The sequence below is a fragment of the Enhygromyxa salina genome, assembly GCF_000737335.2.
Lineage (GTDB): Bacteria > Myxococcota_A > Polyangia > Nannocystales > Nannocystaceae > Plesiocystis > Plesiocystis salina_C.
On sequence record NZ_JMCC02000072.1, the window covers coordinates 1 to 17,181 of the forward strand.

Consider the following 17,181-nt stretch of genomic DNA (forward strand, 5'->3'; position numbering starts at 1 on the left):
TCAGCTTGCGCAGCGGGTTGCGGCCGCTGTGATACATGGCCGTGGCGGTTGCCATCGGCGAAGGCAAGAACGCCTGGACCTGATCGGGGCGGAACCGGTTCCGCTTGAGCCACAGCGCGAGCTCGAGCATGTCTTCGTCGGTGGTGCCCGGGTGCGCGGCGATGAAGTAGGGGATCAGGTACTGCTTCTTGCCAGCTTGCTCGCTGTAGCGCTCGAACAGCTGCTTGAAGCGCTCGTAGGTGCCGACCCCGGGCTTCATCATCTTGGACAGCGGCCCCGGGGCGACGTGCTCGGGGGCGAGCTTGAGGTAGCCGCCCACGTGATGGGTGACCAGCTCGCGCACGTACTCGGGCGACTCGACGGCGAGGTCGTAGCGCAGGCCCGAAGCGACCAGGACCTTCTTGATGCCGGGCAGCGCGCGGGCCTCACGGTAGAGATCGATCAGATCGCTGTGGTCGGTGTTCAGGTTGTCGCAGATGCCCGGGTACACGCACGAGGGCCGCCGGCACGCGGCCTCGATCTTGGGATCTTTGCAGCCAAGCCGCCACATGTTGGCCGTGGGGCCGCCAACGTCGGAGATGATGCCCGTGAACCCGGGGACCGTGTCGCGGATCTGCTCGATCTCGCGGATCACCGACGCCCGCGAGCGGCTCTGAATGATCCGACCCTCGTGCTCGGTGATCGAGCAAAACGAGCAGCCGCCAAAGCAGCCGCGCATGATCATGACCGAGGTCTTGATCATCTCGTAGGCGGGGATCTTGGCGTCTTCGTAGCGCGGGTGCGGGCGCCGGCCGTAGGGCAGCTCGAACACCTCGTCCATCTCGGGGGTCGTCAGGGGGATCGGCGGTGGGTTGATCCACACGTCGCGGTTGCCGTGGCGCTGGATCAGGACCCGACCGTTGTGGGGGTTGGCCTCTTGGTGGAGCACGCGCGAGGCGTGGGCGTAGAGCACCTTGTCGTTGCGGACGGTCTCGAACGCGGGCAGTCGCACGGCCGTGCGCTCGCGCGGCGTGGCCATGGTTCCGGTGCGCGAGTTGACCTTGCGCCGCAGGCTGACCAAGCCCTTCGGTTGATCCACATCGCTCGAGTCGATCTCGACAAACTCAGCCGGCAGCTCGCGGACGACCGTCGCGGTGCCGCGGATATCGCGAAGATCGCTGACGAGCTCACCCTCACCGAGGCGATGGGCGATCTCGATGATCGAGCGCTCGGCGTTGCCGTAGACCAAAAGATCGGCCTTGGCGTCGAGCAGCACGCTGCGCCGGACCTTGTCGGACCAATAGTCGTAGTGGGCGATGCGGCGCAAGCTGGCCTCGATCCCACCGATGATCACGGGGACCTCGGGCGCGGCTTCACGGCAGCGCTGCGTGTAGACGATGACCGCGCGATCGGGGCGCGAGCCAGAGCAGCCGCCGGGCGTGTAGGCGTCGTCCGAGCGGTGCTTGCGATCCGAGGTGTAGTGGTTGACCAGCGAGTCCATGTTGCCGCCGGTCACCCCCCAAAACAGGTTGGGCGCGCCGAGCTGCGTGAACGCTTCGGGGTCTTGCCAGTCGGGCTGCGCGAGCACGCCCACGCGGAAGCCCTGGTGCTCGAGCACCCGGCCGATCACGGCCGCGCCAAAGCTGACGTGATCGACGTACGCGTCACCGGTCACGATGATGACGTCGCAGCTATCCCAGCCGAGCTGGTCCATCTCGGCGCGGGACGTGGGAAGGAACGAGGCGACGCCGAAGCGATGCGCCCAGTACTTTCGCCGACCGAACAACGGCGGCGCGCTCGCACGGGTCACGGACACGGCCGGAGAGTACGCGAGTTCGTTGGGCCCCACAGACGCACCCCCTCAGCTTCTCTGTTTCGTCGCGTCCCCGGCACGCGCCGAGCGCGGGAAAGCCAGGCAACATGCGCCGCCGGTCACGCCGCCCGCGACGGAACGCACGTTGGCGGTGGCGGTGGTGTTGGCCATCGGGGTTTCGTCTATGGTTGCGGCCGCGGTCATGGGTCAAGAGGAGTCTCCATCGCACGGCTCGGAGCCGCTCTCGTCGACCGTGCGCATCCGACTCGACGAACAGATCCAGGTCAGCGCCACGCAGATCGATCGGCAGCTCAGCCACGCGTGGGCCGACCAGCCCGAAGACAGCGGGCAGCCGATCCTGGGCAGCGATGAGATCGTGGATGAGCGCTACCGGATCGACGCGCTGCTCGGTGCCGGGGGGATGGGCACGGTCTACAAGGCCACGTCGCTCGCTTCTGGCGAGTCGGTCGCGCTCAAGACCATGCTGCCGCGGCTGGCGGTGAAGACGGCGGCCCGGGCACGGTTTCAGCGCGAGGCCCAGGCGATCCTGCGCATGGATCACGACAACTTCGTGAAGGTGTTGGACTACGGCGAGATGCCGCCGCACACGCCCTACCTGGTCATGGAATTCCTCGAGGGGGCGGTGCTGCGTGACGTGATGGAGTCCGACGATCCGCTGACCAGCCTGCGGGCCGTGGAGATCGTGCAGGGCGTGCTGAAGGGTCTCGCGCATGCCCACGCGCGGGGCGTGGTCCACCGCGACATCAAGCCGGAGAACGTGTTCATGGTCGCGCAGGCGGATGGCCCCGGGCTGCCCAAGCTGCTCGATCTCGGCCTCGCCAAGTTCGTCTCGACCGACGACAGCAGCACGCCCTACAAGCTGACGATGCGGGGCGCGGTGTTTGGGACGCCCGCATACATGGCGCCCGAGCAGGCGCTTGGGGAAGAGGTGGACGGTCGCGCGGATCTCTACGCGACGACGGTCATGTTGTTCGAGCTGCTCACCGGTAGGCGCCCGTTCTATGCCCGGGATTCGCCCGCCTTGTTGGTCATGCACACCCGCCGCGAGCCGCCCAAGTTGGTCGACTACGCCCCGTTCTTGGTGGCGTATCCGCGCTTGCAAGAGGTCGTCTCGCGCGGCTTGGCGAAGCTCCCCATGATGCGCTTTCCCAGCGCCGACGCGTACCTCGAGGCGCTCGAGGAGGTCGTCTTGGAGATCGCCGGGAGCAACGCCAACATGCGCAGCGCCCCGCGCCACCACACCGCCACCGCCACCGCCATGGCGCGCGCGGACGCTGGCGGGCCGTCCACGCCGCAGCCAAGTCACGCGGACGAGGAGACCCAGACCCTGACGGGGATCCGCGCCAAACCCAGCGCGAGCGTCCCGCCCGGGGACCGCCCGCTGGCGACCTCGTTGCGCTCGCCCGTGATCGTGGTGGTGCTGCTCGCCGTGCTGATCGCCCTGATGGTGGCCGGTCTGCTGCTGGCGACCTGACGCCCAGTCCAGCGCGGGCTGCGGGCAGCGCCGGCGAGATCGTGCCAGCAAGAGGTGGCGCGACTCTTGGCCAACCTAGGCGAAATCGGGCGAATCGACCCGTGCGGCGCTGTTATGCTGCCCCGCGAATGAGCGACGCGCCTCGACCCGCCCTCGAAGAGCTGACGCGGGCCAACCGCGAGTTTTACCGGGCGTTCGCGGCTGGTGACATCGTGGGTATGGACCGGCTCTGGGCGGACCACCAAGAGGTGTTGTGCATGCATCCGGGGTGGACGCTGCTGCGCGGGCGCGAGCGGGTCATGGCCAGCTGGCGGGGCATCCTCCGCCGGCCCACGCCGGTCCGGTTTCGCGACGAGGTGATCGAGCTGCTTGGCGAAGTTGGGGTGGTTGCCTGCGTCGAGGTGCTGCCCGAAGCCGAGCTCGCCGCCACCAATGTGTTCGTGCTCGAGCAGGGCCGCTGGCGGATGCTCCATCACCACGCTGGCCTGATCGCGCGCAGCCTCGAGCGCGAAGAGGACGAGCCCGACGAGCCCGATCAGGGCCGGCTGCTGAACTAGATTGGTGGGCTGCACAGGGGAACGGTCATTTGATCACTGCTGAACATGTATGGTCGACCACTGAAAACTAAAGCAGTTAAAATCTTCGTTGACGCCGTGATGGTGGACACGATACGAAACCACTCGCACCTACACGTAGGTTCGGGTGCTCCACGAGACCGTCATGTTCCGCCAAAACCTCTCCATCTCCTCGATTTCGCTGCTACTCCCGCTGCTTGCGCTGTCCGCGTGTGATGACACCGAGAGTCGCCCAGGCGACATGTCGGGCATCCAAGACGGTGGCGACACCGAGCCCGACGAAGAGAGCCTGCCACAGCAGCCGCCAGAGGAGTTGGCGGAGATGTTCGATGTCGCAGGTGAGGAATTCGATGTCCCCGCCGCGATCCTGCGCTCGGTCTCGCTGGTCGAGACCCAGTGGCAGATGGTCCAGGGCACGTCGGAGTTCGAAGGCCAGCCGGTGGCGACCGGGTTGATGGCCCTGCGCGGGCAGGACTTGGCCGAAGGTGCCGAGCTGGCGGGGGTCTCGATCGTCCAGGCGAGCGGGGATCCGCTCTCCAACATTCGCGCTGGCGCGGCGCTGCTGTCCGCGCTCGCGGATCAGCACGGCCTCGCAGACCGCGGTGACATTGGCTCGTGGGTGCCCGTGCTCGCCGAGTACAGCGGGATCCAGAGCCAAGAGGGCATCGACGCCTATGTCTACGACGAGGTGTTCCCCGAGGCGATCGGCGGGGTCGGCTTCGAGGTTGGCGACGCTCCGCTCGCGCTCGACTCGGGCAACGGCGCGGCCACGACGGCGCTCTCGGCTGGGCCCAACTACGCGGGCTCGGTCTGGCGGCCCTCGCCCAACCACAGCGCGCGGCCGGCCGGGGCGATCGGTGATCCTTCCATGGTCATCATCCACACCTGCGAGGGCTCGTACAGCGGCTGCTGGAGCTGGCTCAAGAACGCCAACTCTGGCGTCAGCGCCCACTACGTGGTCAACAACACCGGCTCCGAGATCACCCAGCTGGTCGATGAGAGCCGCAAGGCCTGGCACATTGGCGCGTCCTACAACTGCGCGCTCAATGGCAACACCGACTGCAACAAGGGTGGCAGCAGCAGCAACAACTTCACGATCGGGATCGAGCACGCCGGCTACGGCAACCAAGCGAATTGGGACGGTGGCCTGATCGACGCCTCGGCCGAGCTGGTCTGCGACATCACCAAGGACCACAGCATCCCGCGCGACCAGTATCACATCGTCGCGCACGGTCGGCTGCAGCCCTACAACCGCACGGACCCGGGGCCCAACTGGCCGTGGTCGGACTACCTCGCGCTGATCAACAACTACTGTGGTGACGGCCCCGCGCCGGATCCCGAGCCCGAGCCCGAGCCGGACCCCGAGCCCGAGCCGGATCCCGATCCGCAGCCGGATCCCGATCCCGATCCACAGCCGGACCCCAACCCGAACCCGGTCGACATCGTCATCGACAGCAACAACAGCCTCAACGGCCCCGACGCCAGCATGTACGTGTCCAACGCGTGGACCTCGGCGACCGGACCGAACGACTGGGAGACCGGCTACTGGTGGCACTCGACCCAGAGCATCTCCGATGCCGCCGAGTTCGCGTTCTACCTCGACGCGCCCGCACAGCTGACCGTTGAAGCGTGGTGGACCTCGGGCAGCAACCGCTCGGCTTCGGCGCCCTTCATGATCTACGACTCGTCGATCAACCTGCTCAACACGGTCTACGCCAATCAGCAGCAAAACGGCGGCAAGTGGAACAGCCTGGGCACCTACCAGTTCAAGGCCGGCTGGAACTTCGTCGACCTCTCGGTCTGGGCGCCGGTGGGTTCGGTGGTCATCGCTGACGCGGTCCGCGTTCATTCCCCGTGACACGCAATCGCCTCGTCATGCTCGCGCTGCTGACCGCTTGGGTCGGCAGCGCTTGCTTTAAACCCAGCGCGGATCAACCCGGCGCCCAAGCGGCCGCCAAGGCTGACGCCGGCAAGCCTGGCTCGCCCGTCGAGCAGCCCGAGACCGAGGAGCTGTGCGGGCGGGTGTTGTTCGTGGCTTCGTCTGCGGACCACCACGGGCCCGACCAGATCTGGCAGGTACCGGCAGCGGGCGGCCCAAGCACCCAGCTGCTGCGCTCCGGGGCTTCGGTGTTTCCGGCCGCGATCTCGCCGGATGCTCGATCGCTGTTGGTGCTTCGCTCCGAGCCGCAGCCCGACGGCAAGACCCACGATCGCTTTGGGTTGCTCGCGCTGACGGGCGAGGCCGACGCGGGCCCGGCCGCGTTGGCGGCCGCGATCGGGCCCAAGGACGCGGGGCTGCGCAATCCGTCGTGGTCGCCCGATGGCAGCTGGATCGTGTTCGAGAGCGACGCGAACAGCTTCCGGGATCTGTACCGGCTTGGGCTCGGCTCGGACACGCTGCTGCGGCTCACCGACAACGCCGAAGGCAACTTCGAGCCGGTCGTGTCGCCCGATGGTCAGCGCATCGCGTTCGTCTCGAGTCGTGACGGCAACGCCGAGATCTACGTGATGACGGCCGACGGCGGCGCACCCACGCGGGTGACCAACAGTCCGGGCGACGACTCGGCGCCGGTCTGGTCACCAGACGGACAGTCGCTGGCGTTTTGCAGCGCCCGCGCGCGCGAGCGGGGCGTTGACGCGTTCGTGACCAACCTCGAGGGCACCAACGTCCAGCCGGCGCTGCGCGAGGGCGCGCTCGAGCAGTCGGTGATCGTTAGCGGCCTCGCCTACTCTCCAGATGGGTCGCTGCTGGCCTACACGGAGCTGGTGCCCAAGGGCGGCGTCGCCTCGATCGTGATCGTGCGCGCTGCGACGGGGGAGTTGGTCGCGCGCACGGGCACCGCGGGCACCAAGACCGTTGACGAGCAGCCGAGCTGGTCGCCAGACGGCAAGCACTTGGTGTTCGCGCGCAGTCAGGATCAGCGCTCCGACATCGCGCGGGTGCGGGCCGACGGCAGCGGACTCGAGCTGCTGACCGATGGGGCGGGCTTGTATTGGTTGCCACGCTGGGTCGCGGATCCCGGCTGCGATCGGGTCGCGCCGCTGGTGGTGCCGGTCGCCGGTCAGGGCTGAGCGCCCAGCTACATCACCGGCAGCCCACCTTGGAAGTCGACGCTGCCGCGGCCTTGGGCGCGCAGCTGATCCAGGCTGGCAAAGATCGCCCGGGTCTGCGCCAGCTGGATCCGCGCGGGTGCGCGGGTGTCGAGCATGCCGATGCCAGCGCTGCGGATCGCCAGCTCGAGCGCGAGCGGGTGCCGGCGTCGCATCGGCGCGGTGTGGAGCGCATGCTCGATCGTGCTTGGCTCGAGCGGCCGCCCAGCGTAGTAGCGCAGGGCAGGGGACAGCTCGTTGCGCTGCTCGAGCCACCACGCGCGCGCGCGCTCGGGGTTGGGCAGCCGCAGGCGCAGCTCGTCGGGCGGGACCAGGTTCGCCGTCAGATCGTCGCGCCCGAGCACCGGCAGCGCTTCGTCTTCGTCGTCGCCGTAGATCCCGTGCGCGCCTTCGTCGAGCCAGAAATCATCGACGCGCGTCGGCAGCCCGGCGACGAAGGTCATCAGCTCGCCGGCGAGCCGGGCGAGCAGCGGGTGATCGAGCAGCTGCACGGCCAGGTCGACGGCGTCGGGCCGACCGGTGACGCCGGCCGCCCACAGCAGATCCGCGTCGGGCCGGGCCCGCAGCAGGTCCAAGATCCGCGCGTGCGAGGCCGCGTCGCCCTGCATGGCGACCCAGCCGAGCGCGGTCCGGCGCAGGGAGCCCGCGCCCGTTGGGCTGCGCGGATCGAACGCGGCCTCGCAGGCCAGCTGCCACGAGCCGGGCAGCCCGCGGATCAGCGCGCTCTCGATCGCGGCCTCGCGCAGCTTGGGATCGGGGTCATGCATGAGCTTGAGCAGCCGCTTGAGCACGCTCGACGAGCTCGAGTAGCGCGCGAGCCAGGCCGCGGCCTGGCGCACCCGGGGCAGCTCGTGCTTGAACCACACCCGCAAGCGCTTGCCGACGTCGACCCCGAGCCCGGTCAGCGCTTCGAGGCGGCCGGCCAGCGCGAGGCCATCGTGGTCGGGCAGCGAGGCGATCAGGCGCGGGGCCAGATCCGTGCGGCGCGACAGATGCATCGCGCGGACCAACCCCCACTGACCCAAGACGCCCGCGCGGGGCAGGTACGCCAGCACGACGTCGGGCCCCTCGAACCCGCCGCCGTCGAGGATCGCCAGCGCGGCGGCGGCGGTCCGGTAGCGATCATCGTCGAGGTCTTCATCGAGGATCGGACGCACGAGCCGGTCGAGCACGACCTGCCCGCCAACCACGAGCCCCATGATGTTGGCCATCAGCCGCTCTTCGGGCCCGGTTCGCAGCTCGCCGATCGTGAAGATCGGCGAGTCGACGGCGCGCTCCCAGGTCTCCCAGAAGAATTCCGCCTCGCCGAGGTGCTCCTCTTGTACGTCCCAGAGCAGCGCTGCCACGTGGCCTCAGTTGATCTGGACGGAGCCGCCCTTGATCCGGTTGACCCCGCGCGAGCGGGTCTCGACGTAGGTGCCGCGGATCACCACGCGACCGTTGCGACGCAGCACGATGCTGGCCTGTCCGCACTTCAGGACGATCTCGTCGGCGGCTTCGATCTCCACCCGCCGACCGTCGACGTTGGCCTGCATGGCCGGAAGAGCCTCGCTGGTCTGGCGATCGGCGTCCTCCGACGCGGCCTCGGCGTCGGCGTCGGCCTCGGTGGCGATCTCGGCCTCGACCTCGAACACGACCGGTTGTAGCAGCCCCGTGATGATCGGCGCCCGCGGCCGGCCGTCTTCGAAGCTGATCATGACCCCGCGCTGCTCGGCGATCGCCGTGGCCACGAGGTTGGGATCGAGCGGGATCACGCTGCGAGCCGCGAGCGGACCGAGCTCGTTGCCTGGAAAGTCGACCGTGGGCGCGGAACCGGACGCCCACTCGACCAACCACCCCACGCGCGTACCAAAGACCGGGTGTGCAGAGGCGGTGGCAGGCCGCGGCTGCGACCCGGCCTGCGGGTTTGACGGGTCGCGGGCGCCCTCGAGCAGCTCGGCGAGCAGGCCGGGCGAGGTTGGTGCGGCGTCGCCCGCTGGCCCGACGCCTGGCCCGTCGCGGGTCCCGTCAATGGCCTCGTCTGACGGCGGGGGCGCGTCTGCGGGGGCATCGCTGTCTGGGTTGGCAGATTCGCTCACGACCGATCGCCAGTCTACCAGATGAACGGTTGCCGTACGCACGTTTGCGCCGGTATTCTGCACATGTCCGCGCGCAGGTGTGGGCGAGCGCTGGCGCTGCCACATCGGCGGCTCGGCGATTGTTGGGCGCTGGTCGTGCCCCCGAGAGATATCATGCTCAAGCTCAGTCTCCCGCCCGCCGCCTACGAGCTGACGTTGTCCGAAGAGGGCGCGCAGTGGACTGTCACTCGCGTGTTCATCGCAGAGGGTCTCAACCGCAGCTATCGGGTGGTGATTGACGCCGAGACCGACGGCGAGCCCGAGACCGACAGCTTGCTGGGGTGCAACGCTGGCTTGCGCTTGGTCCGTGGCGGCCAAGAGCAGCGCGCGATCTGTGGGGTCGTGGCGCGGGTCGACTACACCGGCATCGTGGATCACCACATGACGATCCGGCTCGAGGTCGTGCCGGCGTTCGAGCTCCTGCGCCAGCAGGTCAAGTCGCAGATCTGGCAAGAGCTCAGCGTCCAGGCGATCGTCACGGAGGTGCTCGATGAGGCGCTGGGCGCCTACGGTCGCGCGATCGACTTCGGCAGCGTCAGCCGCGGGGCCGCGCCGCGCGACTACTGCACGCAATACCGCGAGTCCAACTTCGACTACGTGTCGCGGCTGCTCGAGGAAGAGGGCATCAGCTACGAGTACCTCCACGACGGCGACGCTGGGCTCGAGACCCTGACCTTTCGCGACGCCAACGATCAATACACCGAGCTCGAGAACCTGGACGGCACCTCCGACGTGCCGATCATCGCCACCCAGCCGGATCTGGCCGACGTCGAGTCGATCCAGGCGTTCGAGTGGTCCAACCAGCTCACGACCACCGGCACGCTGCGGCGTGACTACGACTGGATGACCCCCCGCAACCTGCTGAGCGAGGCCGCCTCGGGCACCGACGCGCGCGGGCTCGAGCGCCGGGTCTATACCCACGGCCGCCGCCGCTACATCGAAGACGACCTTGGCGACCAAGCGACGGATCTCAAGCACGCGTCCACGATCGCCGGTCGGGTTGGGCGTGGCCGCAGCAACTGCATGAGCATGCGCCCCGGTCTGCGCTTCAAGCTGGCCAACTCCGAGCGGCCCGACATCGAGATCGAGTACCTGATCACCGCCGTGACCCACTCGGGCGGTCACAGCTACCAGGCCCAGGACGACGGCGGCGCCGAGGCCAGCTACACCAACGAATTCGAGTGCGTGCCCTTCGACGCGGTGATGCGGCCCGAGGCGGTCTCGCCCAAGCCGCGCGTGCACGGTCCGCAGACGGCGATCGTCACCGGCCCCGACGGCGAAGAAATCCACACCGATCAGCACGCCCGGATCCAGGTCCAATTTTACTGGGAAGAGACGCCAACCTACACGGCCGGTTCATCGTGCTGGGTGCGGGTCTCGCAGAGCTGGGCCGGGCTTGGGTGGGGCACGCAGTTCATCCCGCGGATCGGCATGGAGGTCATGATCGAGTTCCTCGCGGGCAACCCCGATCGTCCCATGTGCACCGGCTGCGTCTACAACGGCGAGTACCCGCCGCCGTTCGCGGTGCCCGACAACAAGACCCAGACCGGCTGGCGAACCAACTCGTCGCCGGGCGGCGGCGGCTTCAACGAGCTGCGCTTCGAAGACGCCAAGGGTGAGGAGCACATCTACATCCACGGTGAGAAGGACTGGGTCGTCGAGATCCTCAACGATCACCGCGAGACGATCGGTCACGATCAGTACCAAGAGATCGGCAACGATCAGACCAACGTGATCAAGCACGATCAGACCGAAGACGTCGGCCACGATCGAACCGAGAGCATCGGCAACAACGTCAGCGAGTCGGTCGGCAAGCTGCGCACGGTCACCTCGGGCGACAACATGAGCTTCACCAGCGACAAAGAGACGCTGATCGAGGCCGCCGACAAGATCACGCTCAAGTGTGGGGCCTCGTCAATGACGATGAAGAGCAACGGCAACATCGTGCTCAGCGGCAACAACCTCACGCTCAAGGGCACCGGAAACATCGTACTCAAGGGCAACAAGATCGGTAGCAATTGAGCCGGCAGGACAGCACCGGCTCGGTGGGGCACGCAGACGGCTTGGACGACACGTCGAGCAAGATCTCGAGCAACCTCTCGAGCTATTGGCCGTTCGACGCGCTGCCCGAAGCGGCCGGCAAGCTGTTGTCGGAGTCGGCCCTCGAGCTCGAGCTCGAGCACGACATGTGGCTGTTTCACCAAGATGATCCGGCCGACGCGCTGTTCGTGCTCGTCTCGGGTCAGCTCGACGTCTACCAGGGCGAGCCGCCGATCTGGCGCAAGCGGCTCGAGGCTGGGGCCTGCGTGGGGGAGCTCCCGCTGGTCGTCGGTGGCGAGCGCGTGCGCTCTGGCAGCATTCGGGCCGTCGGCAGCTGCCGCCTGATCGGGCTGGGCTACAGCGACGTGCGACGGTTGTTGACGCGGCGGGTGTTTGACGGGCTGTTGACCCCGGTGACCGAGCGCCACCTCGCGCGGCTCGAGCTCGGGCTCTCCACCTTGTTTGGCAAGCTGCCGCTGTCGATGTTGGTCGAGATCGACGGCGAGATGATCCAGCGCCACCTCGCGGCCGGCGAGGTCTTGTTCCACGCCAACGACACGCTGCGTCATGTATGGCTCGTCGATGAAGGCCGGCTCGAGGTCTTGGTCGAGCGAGACGGGCAGCAGCAGCGCGTGGCCGAGGTCGGTCCGGGCCAGCCCGTGGGTGAGCTCGCGGTGCTGATCGGTGGCGAGCGCTCGGCCACGGTCCGCGCGCTGCGTGACACCTGGCTGCGCGGGCTGACGGCGCCAACCTTCGAGGCGCTGCTGATGCGTCACCCCGGCGCGGCGCTGGGTCTGGCACGGACCCTCGCGCGGCGTCTGGTCCAGGCCAGCCAGCAGCCCGTGATCGTCAGCCAGCCGCGCACGCTGGCGTTGGTGCCGGCCCAACCAGACGTGGACCTGCGCGGCTTCGCGGACGCGCTGATCGAGCAACTCAGCAGTAGCGTGACGGCGCTCGGGGTCGAGAGCTTCGCGGCCGATGCCCCGCTGGCGGTGCGGCTCGACGACGATCCGGCGAACCGTCGGTTCGGCGAGTGGCTGTCGGCGGCCGAGGCCGAGCACGACGCGGTGCTGCTGCTGGTCAGCGACAAGCTCAACGCGTGGACGCGCGCGTGCGTGAGCGCGGCCGACGAGGTCGTGCTGATCGCCGACAGCGGCAACGCCTCGGCGCTGACCGAGGTCGAGCGCGCGATGCAGGGCGGCGACACACCCGGCGGCGTGTCGCAGTTGGTGCTCTGTCACCCACCCGGAACCCCGACGCCAGGCGACGAGAGCGTGCTGATGCCGTGGCTCGAGGCGCGCTCGCAGCTCGTGTTCTTGCACGAGGTAGCGAAGGGGGATCGCCGGGACTTCTCGCGGCTTGGGCGCGGGCTGTTTCGCGGCTGACGCCAGGTCAGGCCGGCAGCGCCGCGCTCAGCTTTTCTAGCACCCAGCGCATCCCGGGCGCGGGGGCCAGGTAGAAGTGGTCGCCCTCGAACTGCGCCGACTCGAAGCCAGCGCTGGTGAACGCGGCCCAGCGCTCGAGCCCGGCCTTGCCGACACGCGGATCATCGAGCCCCGCGTACGCGTGGATCGGGGTGTCGAGCGGGGCCTCGTCGGTGAGCGCGTGGGTCTCGTTGATCGTCAGGTCGGCGCGCAGGACCGGGAGCGTCAGGGCGAGCAGCTCGGGCTCATCGAGGATCGCCTGCGGGATGCCACCGTAGATCCGCTGGACTTCGTCGATCAGCTGGCGATCGCCAAGCTTGTGGAGCTCGAGCTTGCGGCCGGCGCCGGGACCGTTGCGACCCGAGGCGACCAGCAGCTCCGGGCGTGGGAGCGAGCGACGCCGCAGCTCGCGGGCCAGCTCGAACCCCAGCAGCGCACCCATGCTGTGACCAAAGATCGCAAAGCGGGGTGCCGAACCGGCCGCGCTGGCTTGCAGCAGCGGCGCGAGGGCCTCGGCGAGGGGCTGCACGACCTCGGCCACGCTGTTGACGGGGGTCTGACGCAGCCGCGCCTCGCGTCCGGCCAACCGCACCGCGAGCAGCTCGATGTGAACGGGGAGGTCGTTGAGCCACGGGCGAAAGCTAGAAGGGCTGCCGCCCGCGTGGTGAAAACACACCAGACGTACGGTCGCCGCGGGGCGCGGGCGCGGGCATGCCAGCCACGTTCGAGTCAGCTCGGGGGCGTCTTGGAGTTGCACCGCGGCCAGCCTACCCGCGCACGCGCAGCTTGTCAGTCGTCATCGTCGCAGTCGCGGCCGCACAGATAGGTGTCACCGCACTTCTTGGACTTCTTGCGCTTTTGCTTGCCCTTCTTGTCGGTCGTCGAGCACTCGACTTCGCAGCCACCGCGAGGGCACTGCACCTCGCAGTCGCCAAGGCACTGGACCGCGCAGCTGCCCACGCGCTCGCACGCGACCACGCTGTCGTCGCCCACGGTGATCTCGCAGCGACCGACGTCGATGCAGCGGACCTCGCAGTCGCGCTCGCAGCTGAGCTCGCACTCCGGGGTGCGGTGACACGCGCAGACGCGATCCGAGCAGTCCATGTCGGGCGCATCGGGGTCGCCCGCGCGCGCCGCAGGGCTTGCGGCGTCGCCCTCGAGCGCGGAGCCCGACAGCTTGGAGCCCGCCGCGCCGGGCTTGTCCGACGGCGCTGGCTCGCTGTGACCGGGGTGGAGGGCTTGACCTGCACCAAACGCCATCAGCGCGACCATGACCGCGACCGCACCGATCACCCAGGGCAGCCATGGACGGGCCGGTGCGGTCGGGGCTGGCCTGACCGGGGCGGGCTCGTAGTTGGTGATCATGGCCATGTGGGGATGACCAGGGTGGCCGCCGTGCGCGGCGAGCTGGTGACCGTGTGTGGCCGCGTTGGGTTCTTGGAGGGTGGGCGTCGCGCCGGGTCCGATCGGGTTGGGGATCGGGCGAGGGATCGGGCCAGGGTTGTGAGGGCCGACGGGTGCGGCGATCGGTCCAACGGCCGGGGCCGAAACCGGCGCCGCGAGGGGGGCGGGGCTCGGCGGGGCGATCGGAGCTGGGGCATGGGCCGGTGCATGGGCCGGGGCCGGTGCATGGGTCGGCGCGGCCGGCTGCCAAGCGCTCGAGCCTCCGGCGACCTCGGCGTGGGTCTGCATCGACGGCGTCGCGCTGGGACCGGTGACCGCCGGCGACGCGGGCACGGGCGCGCTCGCGGATCCAACCAGCCCCGGTCGCAGCTGCGTGAGCTCGTCGATGACCTCGCGCGCGCTCGCGCGTCGATCGTTGCGCGACTTCTCGAGCAGCTTGGCGACGACCTGGGCGAGCGGCGCAGGCACGCTTGGCGGCAGCGCGGGCGGATCGGCCAGGATGTGCATGCGCAGCAGGGTGGCCGCGTCGTCCGACACGAAGGGCGGGTGCCCAGCCAGCATCTGATAGAGGATCAGCCCCGCCGCGTAGAGGTCCGTGCGCTCGTCGAGCTTGCCGCCGGATGCCTGCTCCGGCGACATGTAGCGCGGGGTCCCAAACACCATCCCCGCTCGGGTCAGCTGCTCTTTGGCGCCCTCGTCGTCGATCAGCTTGGCGATCCCAAAGTCGACGAGCTTGACGATCTCGTCGCCGCGAAAGTCGGTGGTCACGAACACGTTCTCGGGCTTGAGATCGCGGTGCACGATGCCGAAGTGGTGCGCGTGCTCGAGACCCTCGAGCATCTGGACGATCGTGTCGACCGCCTTGTCCGGGGCCCATGGCTGGCCGAGCGAGGCCTCGAGCTCGGCGCCCTCGAGCAGCTCCATGACCAGGTACTTGACCCCGGCCTCGGTCGTGCCGAAGTCGGTCACGCGCACGCAGTTGCGGTGATCGAGACGCGACACGCTCTGGGCCTCGCGATCGAAGCGCTTGGCGGTCGACGGGTCGCGGCTGAGCCCTTCGTGCAGGACCTTGATCGCCACGTCGCGACGCAGGCCCACGTGGTGAGCCTTGTACACCGCGCCCATGCCCCCGCGACCGAGCAGCCCCTCGATCCGGTAGCGCTCGTGGATCATCTCCCCCGTGATCATTGCGCCCTCGGTCCATCCTGCCTGCTGGCGCCGATCGCCGCTATCCCCGTGGAGGCGTCAGCGCCGCTGGCCCCCGCGCCCGACCCCAGCCTGGTCAGTGCAGCGGCGATGCGCTAGGGTACGCGCTTGTTGGGCACCCACAGGCGTGGTGTGCGCAACGGAGACACGACCGATTTCGGCTCGAACACATCGCGCGCTCCTACAGGCCAAGCCCGTCATCGGTGCTTGGTCTAGTGTGCTGGGGCGCGCACGTTGATGATCGTTCGGGTCGAATCCACGGCGGGGGACCAGCGCGCAGGCTCATGTGGAGCTGCGTCGAGTTGGTCCACGCCTCACTCGCCCGCGCGACCAAAACACCGTCGCACGGGTCCAACCAGCCACAGGGAGTCCATGCATGGGTCGCGGTAGTAACTCGGTAGGTAAGCGTAGGCGTGAAGCCGAGCGTGAGCGTAAACAACGTGAAAAAGAGGAGCGTGCGCGTCAGCGGCGTGCCGACTCGACGGGCGAGGTCGAGATTGCGAATGTCGCAGACATTCAGACGGCGGCCGTGAACGCGACGGTCGAAGGCGTGCTGGCCGACGGTACGATCCTGTCCGGCGAAGATCCCGATGGGGCGTCCTCCGGACCGCCGTGCCGCTTGTTTGTCGGTGGGCTCAGCTGGGACACCACCGCCGTCGAGCTGCGCAAGGCGTTCGCGGATATCGGCGAGGTTGTCGACGCGGTGATCGTGATGGATCGCGACACCGGCGACTCACGCGGCTTCGGCTTCGTGACCATGGCCGATCGCAGGGCCGCCTCGAAGGCGATGCGCGAGCTCGGTGGTCATGAGCTCGATGGCCGCCCGATCCGCATCGACATGGCCACAGACCGCTAGAGCGCCGATCAGTTTGAAGTCGCGTCGTCAGGTGTGCCTGTCGTCGTGACTTCAAACTGATTGGCACTCTCGCTGACCTTCGCACTTCGCCGACGACGACCACGGTCGCTGTCGGCGAAGTGCCAAGGCGTCTGCGGGCCACTCGAGCGAGTCACGGAACCTCGAGCAGTACTTTGAGCACACCCCGCTGTCGGGCCTGCTCGAAGGCTGCCGGGGCCCGCGCGAGCGAGTGCGTCGCGGCGATCAGGGGGCGGGGATCAAAGCGCCCCTGCGCGAGCAGATCCATCGCCCGACGCATGTCGCCGCAGCGTGACCCAACGAGGCGCAGCTCGTTGACAACGATCGCGGCGAGATCGATCGGAGTGGGCGCGGCGGTCGTGGTCTTGAGGATCACCAGGCCGCGCGGCTGCGCCAGCCACAGCGCGCGCGCGAGCCCATCGGGGTGACCGGTCGCTTCGACGACGACCGCCGCGCTGCGCTGCTCGGACGGCGCGAGCTCGTGCTCGAGCGCGGTGCTGACTCCGGCCGCTGCGGCGATCTCGAGCTTGGCGCGGTGGTGGCCAATCGTGCGAACCGGGCGACCGCTGGCGGCGAGCGCGAGGCTGATCAACAGCCCGAGCTTGCCGTCGCCGAGCACGTCGACCCGCTCGTGGATTCGCTCGGGATCGAGCTCGTCGAGCACGTGGAGGGCGGCCGCGAGGGGCTCGGCGAACACGGCGAGCACGTCGTCCACGCTGTCCGGCACCCGAACCAGGTTTCGTCGGGGGATCGCCACCCGCTCGGCGAAGCAGCCGGGTCGATCCCGGATCCCCAGCGTGGTCCGAACCAGGCAGTGGTGGCCGTCGCTGCCCGTGCAGGCTGAACATCGGCCGCAGCCGATGTTGATGTCTGCGACCACGCGCTCGCCGGGGCGCTCGGGATCTGCGGCGTCGACCACACCGACGAACTCGTGGCCAAGCACCCCTCGAAACCCAGCGTAGCCGCGGGCGAGCTGCAGATCCGTGTCGCAGATCCCCGCTCGCTTCACATGGATCAGCGCTTCGGTCTTCGTTGGAGTTGGCTCGGGGTGATCGGTGGCGAGGCAGAGCCGGCCGTCTGCGTCGAGGATCAGCGCGCGCACGTATTCACAGTGTCCCGCGCCGCTGGGGCGCGAGCAAGCGA

14 protein-coding genes are annotated in these 17,181 nt (G+C 68.7%); 7 read left to right on the forward strand and 7 right to left on the reverse strand.

The genetic code is table 11. The features are described from left to right. Together DB30_RS25330 and DB30_RS25335 are read right to left on the reverse strand one after the other, a co-directional pair. Nucleotides 1–1,795: YgiQ family radical SAM protein (locus DB30_RS25330; protein WP_052553557.1), on the reverse strand; the 1,795-nt coding region annotated here is incomplete at its 3' end. Nucleotides 1,796–1,840: 45 nt separating this feature from the next. Beyond that, entirely contained in the window at nt 1,841–1,996 is a 156-nt protein-coding gene (locus DB30_RS25335) for a hypothetical protein (RefSeq protein WP_165703938.1), read from the reverse strand. A gap of 49 nt (nt 1,997–2,045) precedes the next feature. Here DB30_RS25335 and DB30_RS25340 point away from each other — a divergent pair, with 49 nt between their 5' ends. The 4 genes from DB30_RS25340 to DB30_RS25355 all read left to right on the forward strand — a co-directional run bounded on the left by DB30_RS25340 (nt 2,046) and on the right by DB30_RS25355 (nt 6,934). Then, nucleotides 2,046–3,287 (forward strand): serine/threonine-protein kinase, encoded by a 1,242-nt coding sequence (locus DB30_RS25340; RefSeq protein ID WP_165703939.1) that lies wholly within the window; start codon nt 2,046–2,048, stop codon nt 3,285–3,287. 128 nt (nt 3,288–3,415) lie between these two features. Continuing rightward, the gene (locus DB30_RS25345; RefSeq protein WP_052553500.1) at nt 3,416–3,844 is read left to right on the forward strand and encodes a nuclear transport factor 2 family protein; all 429 of its coding nucleotides are present in this window, start codon (nt 3,416–3,418) and stop codon (nt 3,842–3,844) included. A gap of 163 nt (nt 3,845–4,007) precedes the next feature. Further along, on the forward strand, nt 4,008–5,720 hold the full coding sequence (locus DB30_RS25350; protein ID WP_146660541.1) for an N-acetylmuramoyl-L-alanine amidase: 1,713 nt from the start codon (nt 4,008–4,010) through the stop codon (nt 5,718–5,720). Continuing rightward, complete coding sequence (locus tag DB30_RS25355) at nt 5,717–6,934, forward strand: TolB family protein (RefSeq protein WP_052553504.1); 1,218 nt, start codon at nt 5,717–5,719, stop codon at nt 6,932–6,934. The genes DB30_RS25350 and DB30_RS25355 overlap by 4 nt, the downstream gene beginning before the upstream one ends. A gap of 8 nt (nt 6,935–6,942) precedes the next feature. Here the strand turns inward: DB30_RS25355 and DB30_RS25360 are convergent, their stop codons facing one another. After that, entirely contained in the window at nt 6,943–8,319 is a 1,377-nt protein-coding gene (locus DB30_RS25360) for a HEAT repeat domain-containing protein (protein ID WP_052553506.1), read from the reverse strand. Nucleotides 8,320–8,325: 6 nt separating this feature from the next. Further along, nucleotides 8,326–9,051, reverse strand: a complete 726-nt coding sequence (locus DB30_RS25365; RefSeq protein ID WP_052553508.1) for a DUF6484 domain-containing protein — start codon at nt 9,049–9,051, stop codon at nt 8,326–8,328. A 153-nt stretch (nt 9,052–9,204) separates the two neighbouring features. Between DB30_RS25365 and DB30_RS25370 the strand changes: the two genes are divergently transcribed. Together DB30_RS25370 and DB30_RS25375 are read left to right on the forward strand one after the other, a co-directional pair. Further along, on the forward strand, nt 9,205–11,112 hold the full coding sequence (locus DB30_RS25370) for a type VI secretion system Vgr family protein (protein WP_052553510.1): 1,908 nt from the start codon (nt 9,205–9,207) through the stop codon (nt 11,110–11,112). Next, on the forward strand, nt 11,109–12,515 hold the full coding sequence (locus tag DB30_RS25375) for a cyclic nucleotide-binding domain-containing protein (protein WP_052553512.1): 1,407 nt from the start codon (nt 11,109–11,111) through the stop codon (nt 12,513–12,515). Before DB30_RS25370 ends, DB30_RS25375 begins: the two co-directional genes overlap by 4 nt. Before the next feature lie 7 nt (nt 12,516–12,522). Here the strand turns inward: DB30_RS25375 and DB30_RS25380 are convergent, their stop codons facing one another. Continuing rightward, nucleotides 12,523–13,311: a thioesterase II family protein gene (locus DB30_RS25380; RefSeq protein WP_165703940.1), complete on the reverse strand. Its 789-nt coding sequence runs from the start codon at nt 13,309–13,311 to the stop codon at nt 12,523–12,525. Nucleotides 13,312–13,343: 32 nt separating this feature from the next. Further along, complete coding sequence (locus DB30_RS25385; protein ID WP_052553517.1) at nt 13,344–15,146, reverse strand: serine/threonine-protein kinase; 1,803 nt, start codon at nt 15,144–15,146, stop codon at nt 13,344–13,346. 547 nt (nt 15,147–15,693) lie between these two features. Here DB30_RS25385 and DB30_RS25390 point away from each other — a divergent pair. Further along, nucleotides 15,694–16,020: an RNA recognition motif domain-containing protein gene (locus DB30_RS25390; protein WP_205633061.1), complete on the forward strand. Its 327-nt coding sequence runs from the start codon at nt 15,694–15,696 to the stop codon at nt 16,018–16,020. A 151-nt stretch (nt 16,021–16,171) separates the two neighbouring features. Here DB30_RS25390 and DB30_RS25395 read toward each other — a convergent pair whose 3' ends face one another. Next, nucleotides 16,172–17,140, reverse strand: coding sequence for an alcohol dehydrogenase catalytic domain-containing protein (locus DB30_RS25395; protein ID WP_052553519.1), 969 nt, complete (start codon nt 17,138–17,140; stop codon nt 16,172–16,174). Nucleotides 17,141–17,181: the final 41 nt, after the last annotated feature.

Bases quoted from the DNA above. Each gene is read 5' to 3' on its own strand.
- DB30_RS25350 (WP_146660541.1), top strand. From the start codon at position 4,008: ATGTTCCGCCAAAACCTCTCCATCTCCTCGATTTCGCTGCTACTCCCG.
- DB30_RS25345 (WP_052553500.1), top strand. From the start codon at position 3,416: ATGAGCGACGCGCCTCGACCCGCCCTCGAAGAGCTGACGCGGGCCAAC.
- DB30_RS25385 (WP_052553517.1), bottom strand. From the start codon at position 15,146: ATGATCACGGGGGAGATGATCCACGAGCGCTACCGGATCGAGGGGCTG.
- DB30_RS25370 (WP_052553510.1), top strand. From the start codon at position 9,205: ATGCTCAAGCTCAGTCTCCCGCCCGCCGCCTACGAGCTGACGTTGTCC.
- DB30_RS25335 (WP_165703938.1), bottom strand. From the start codon at position 1,996: ATGACCGCGGCCGCAACCATAGACGAAACCCCGATGGCCAACACCACC.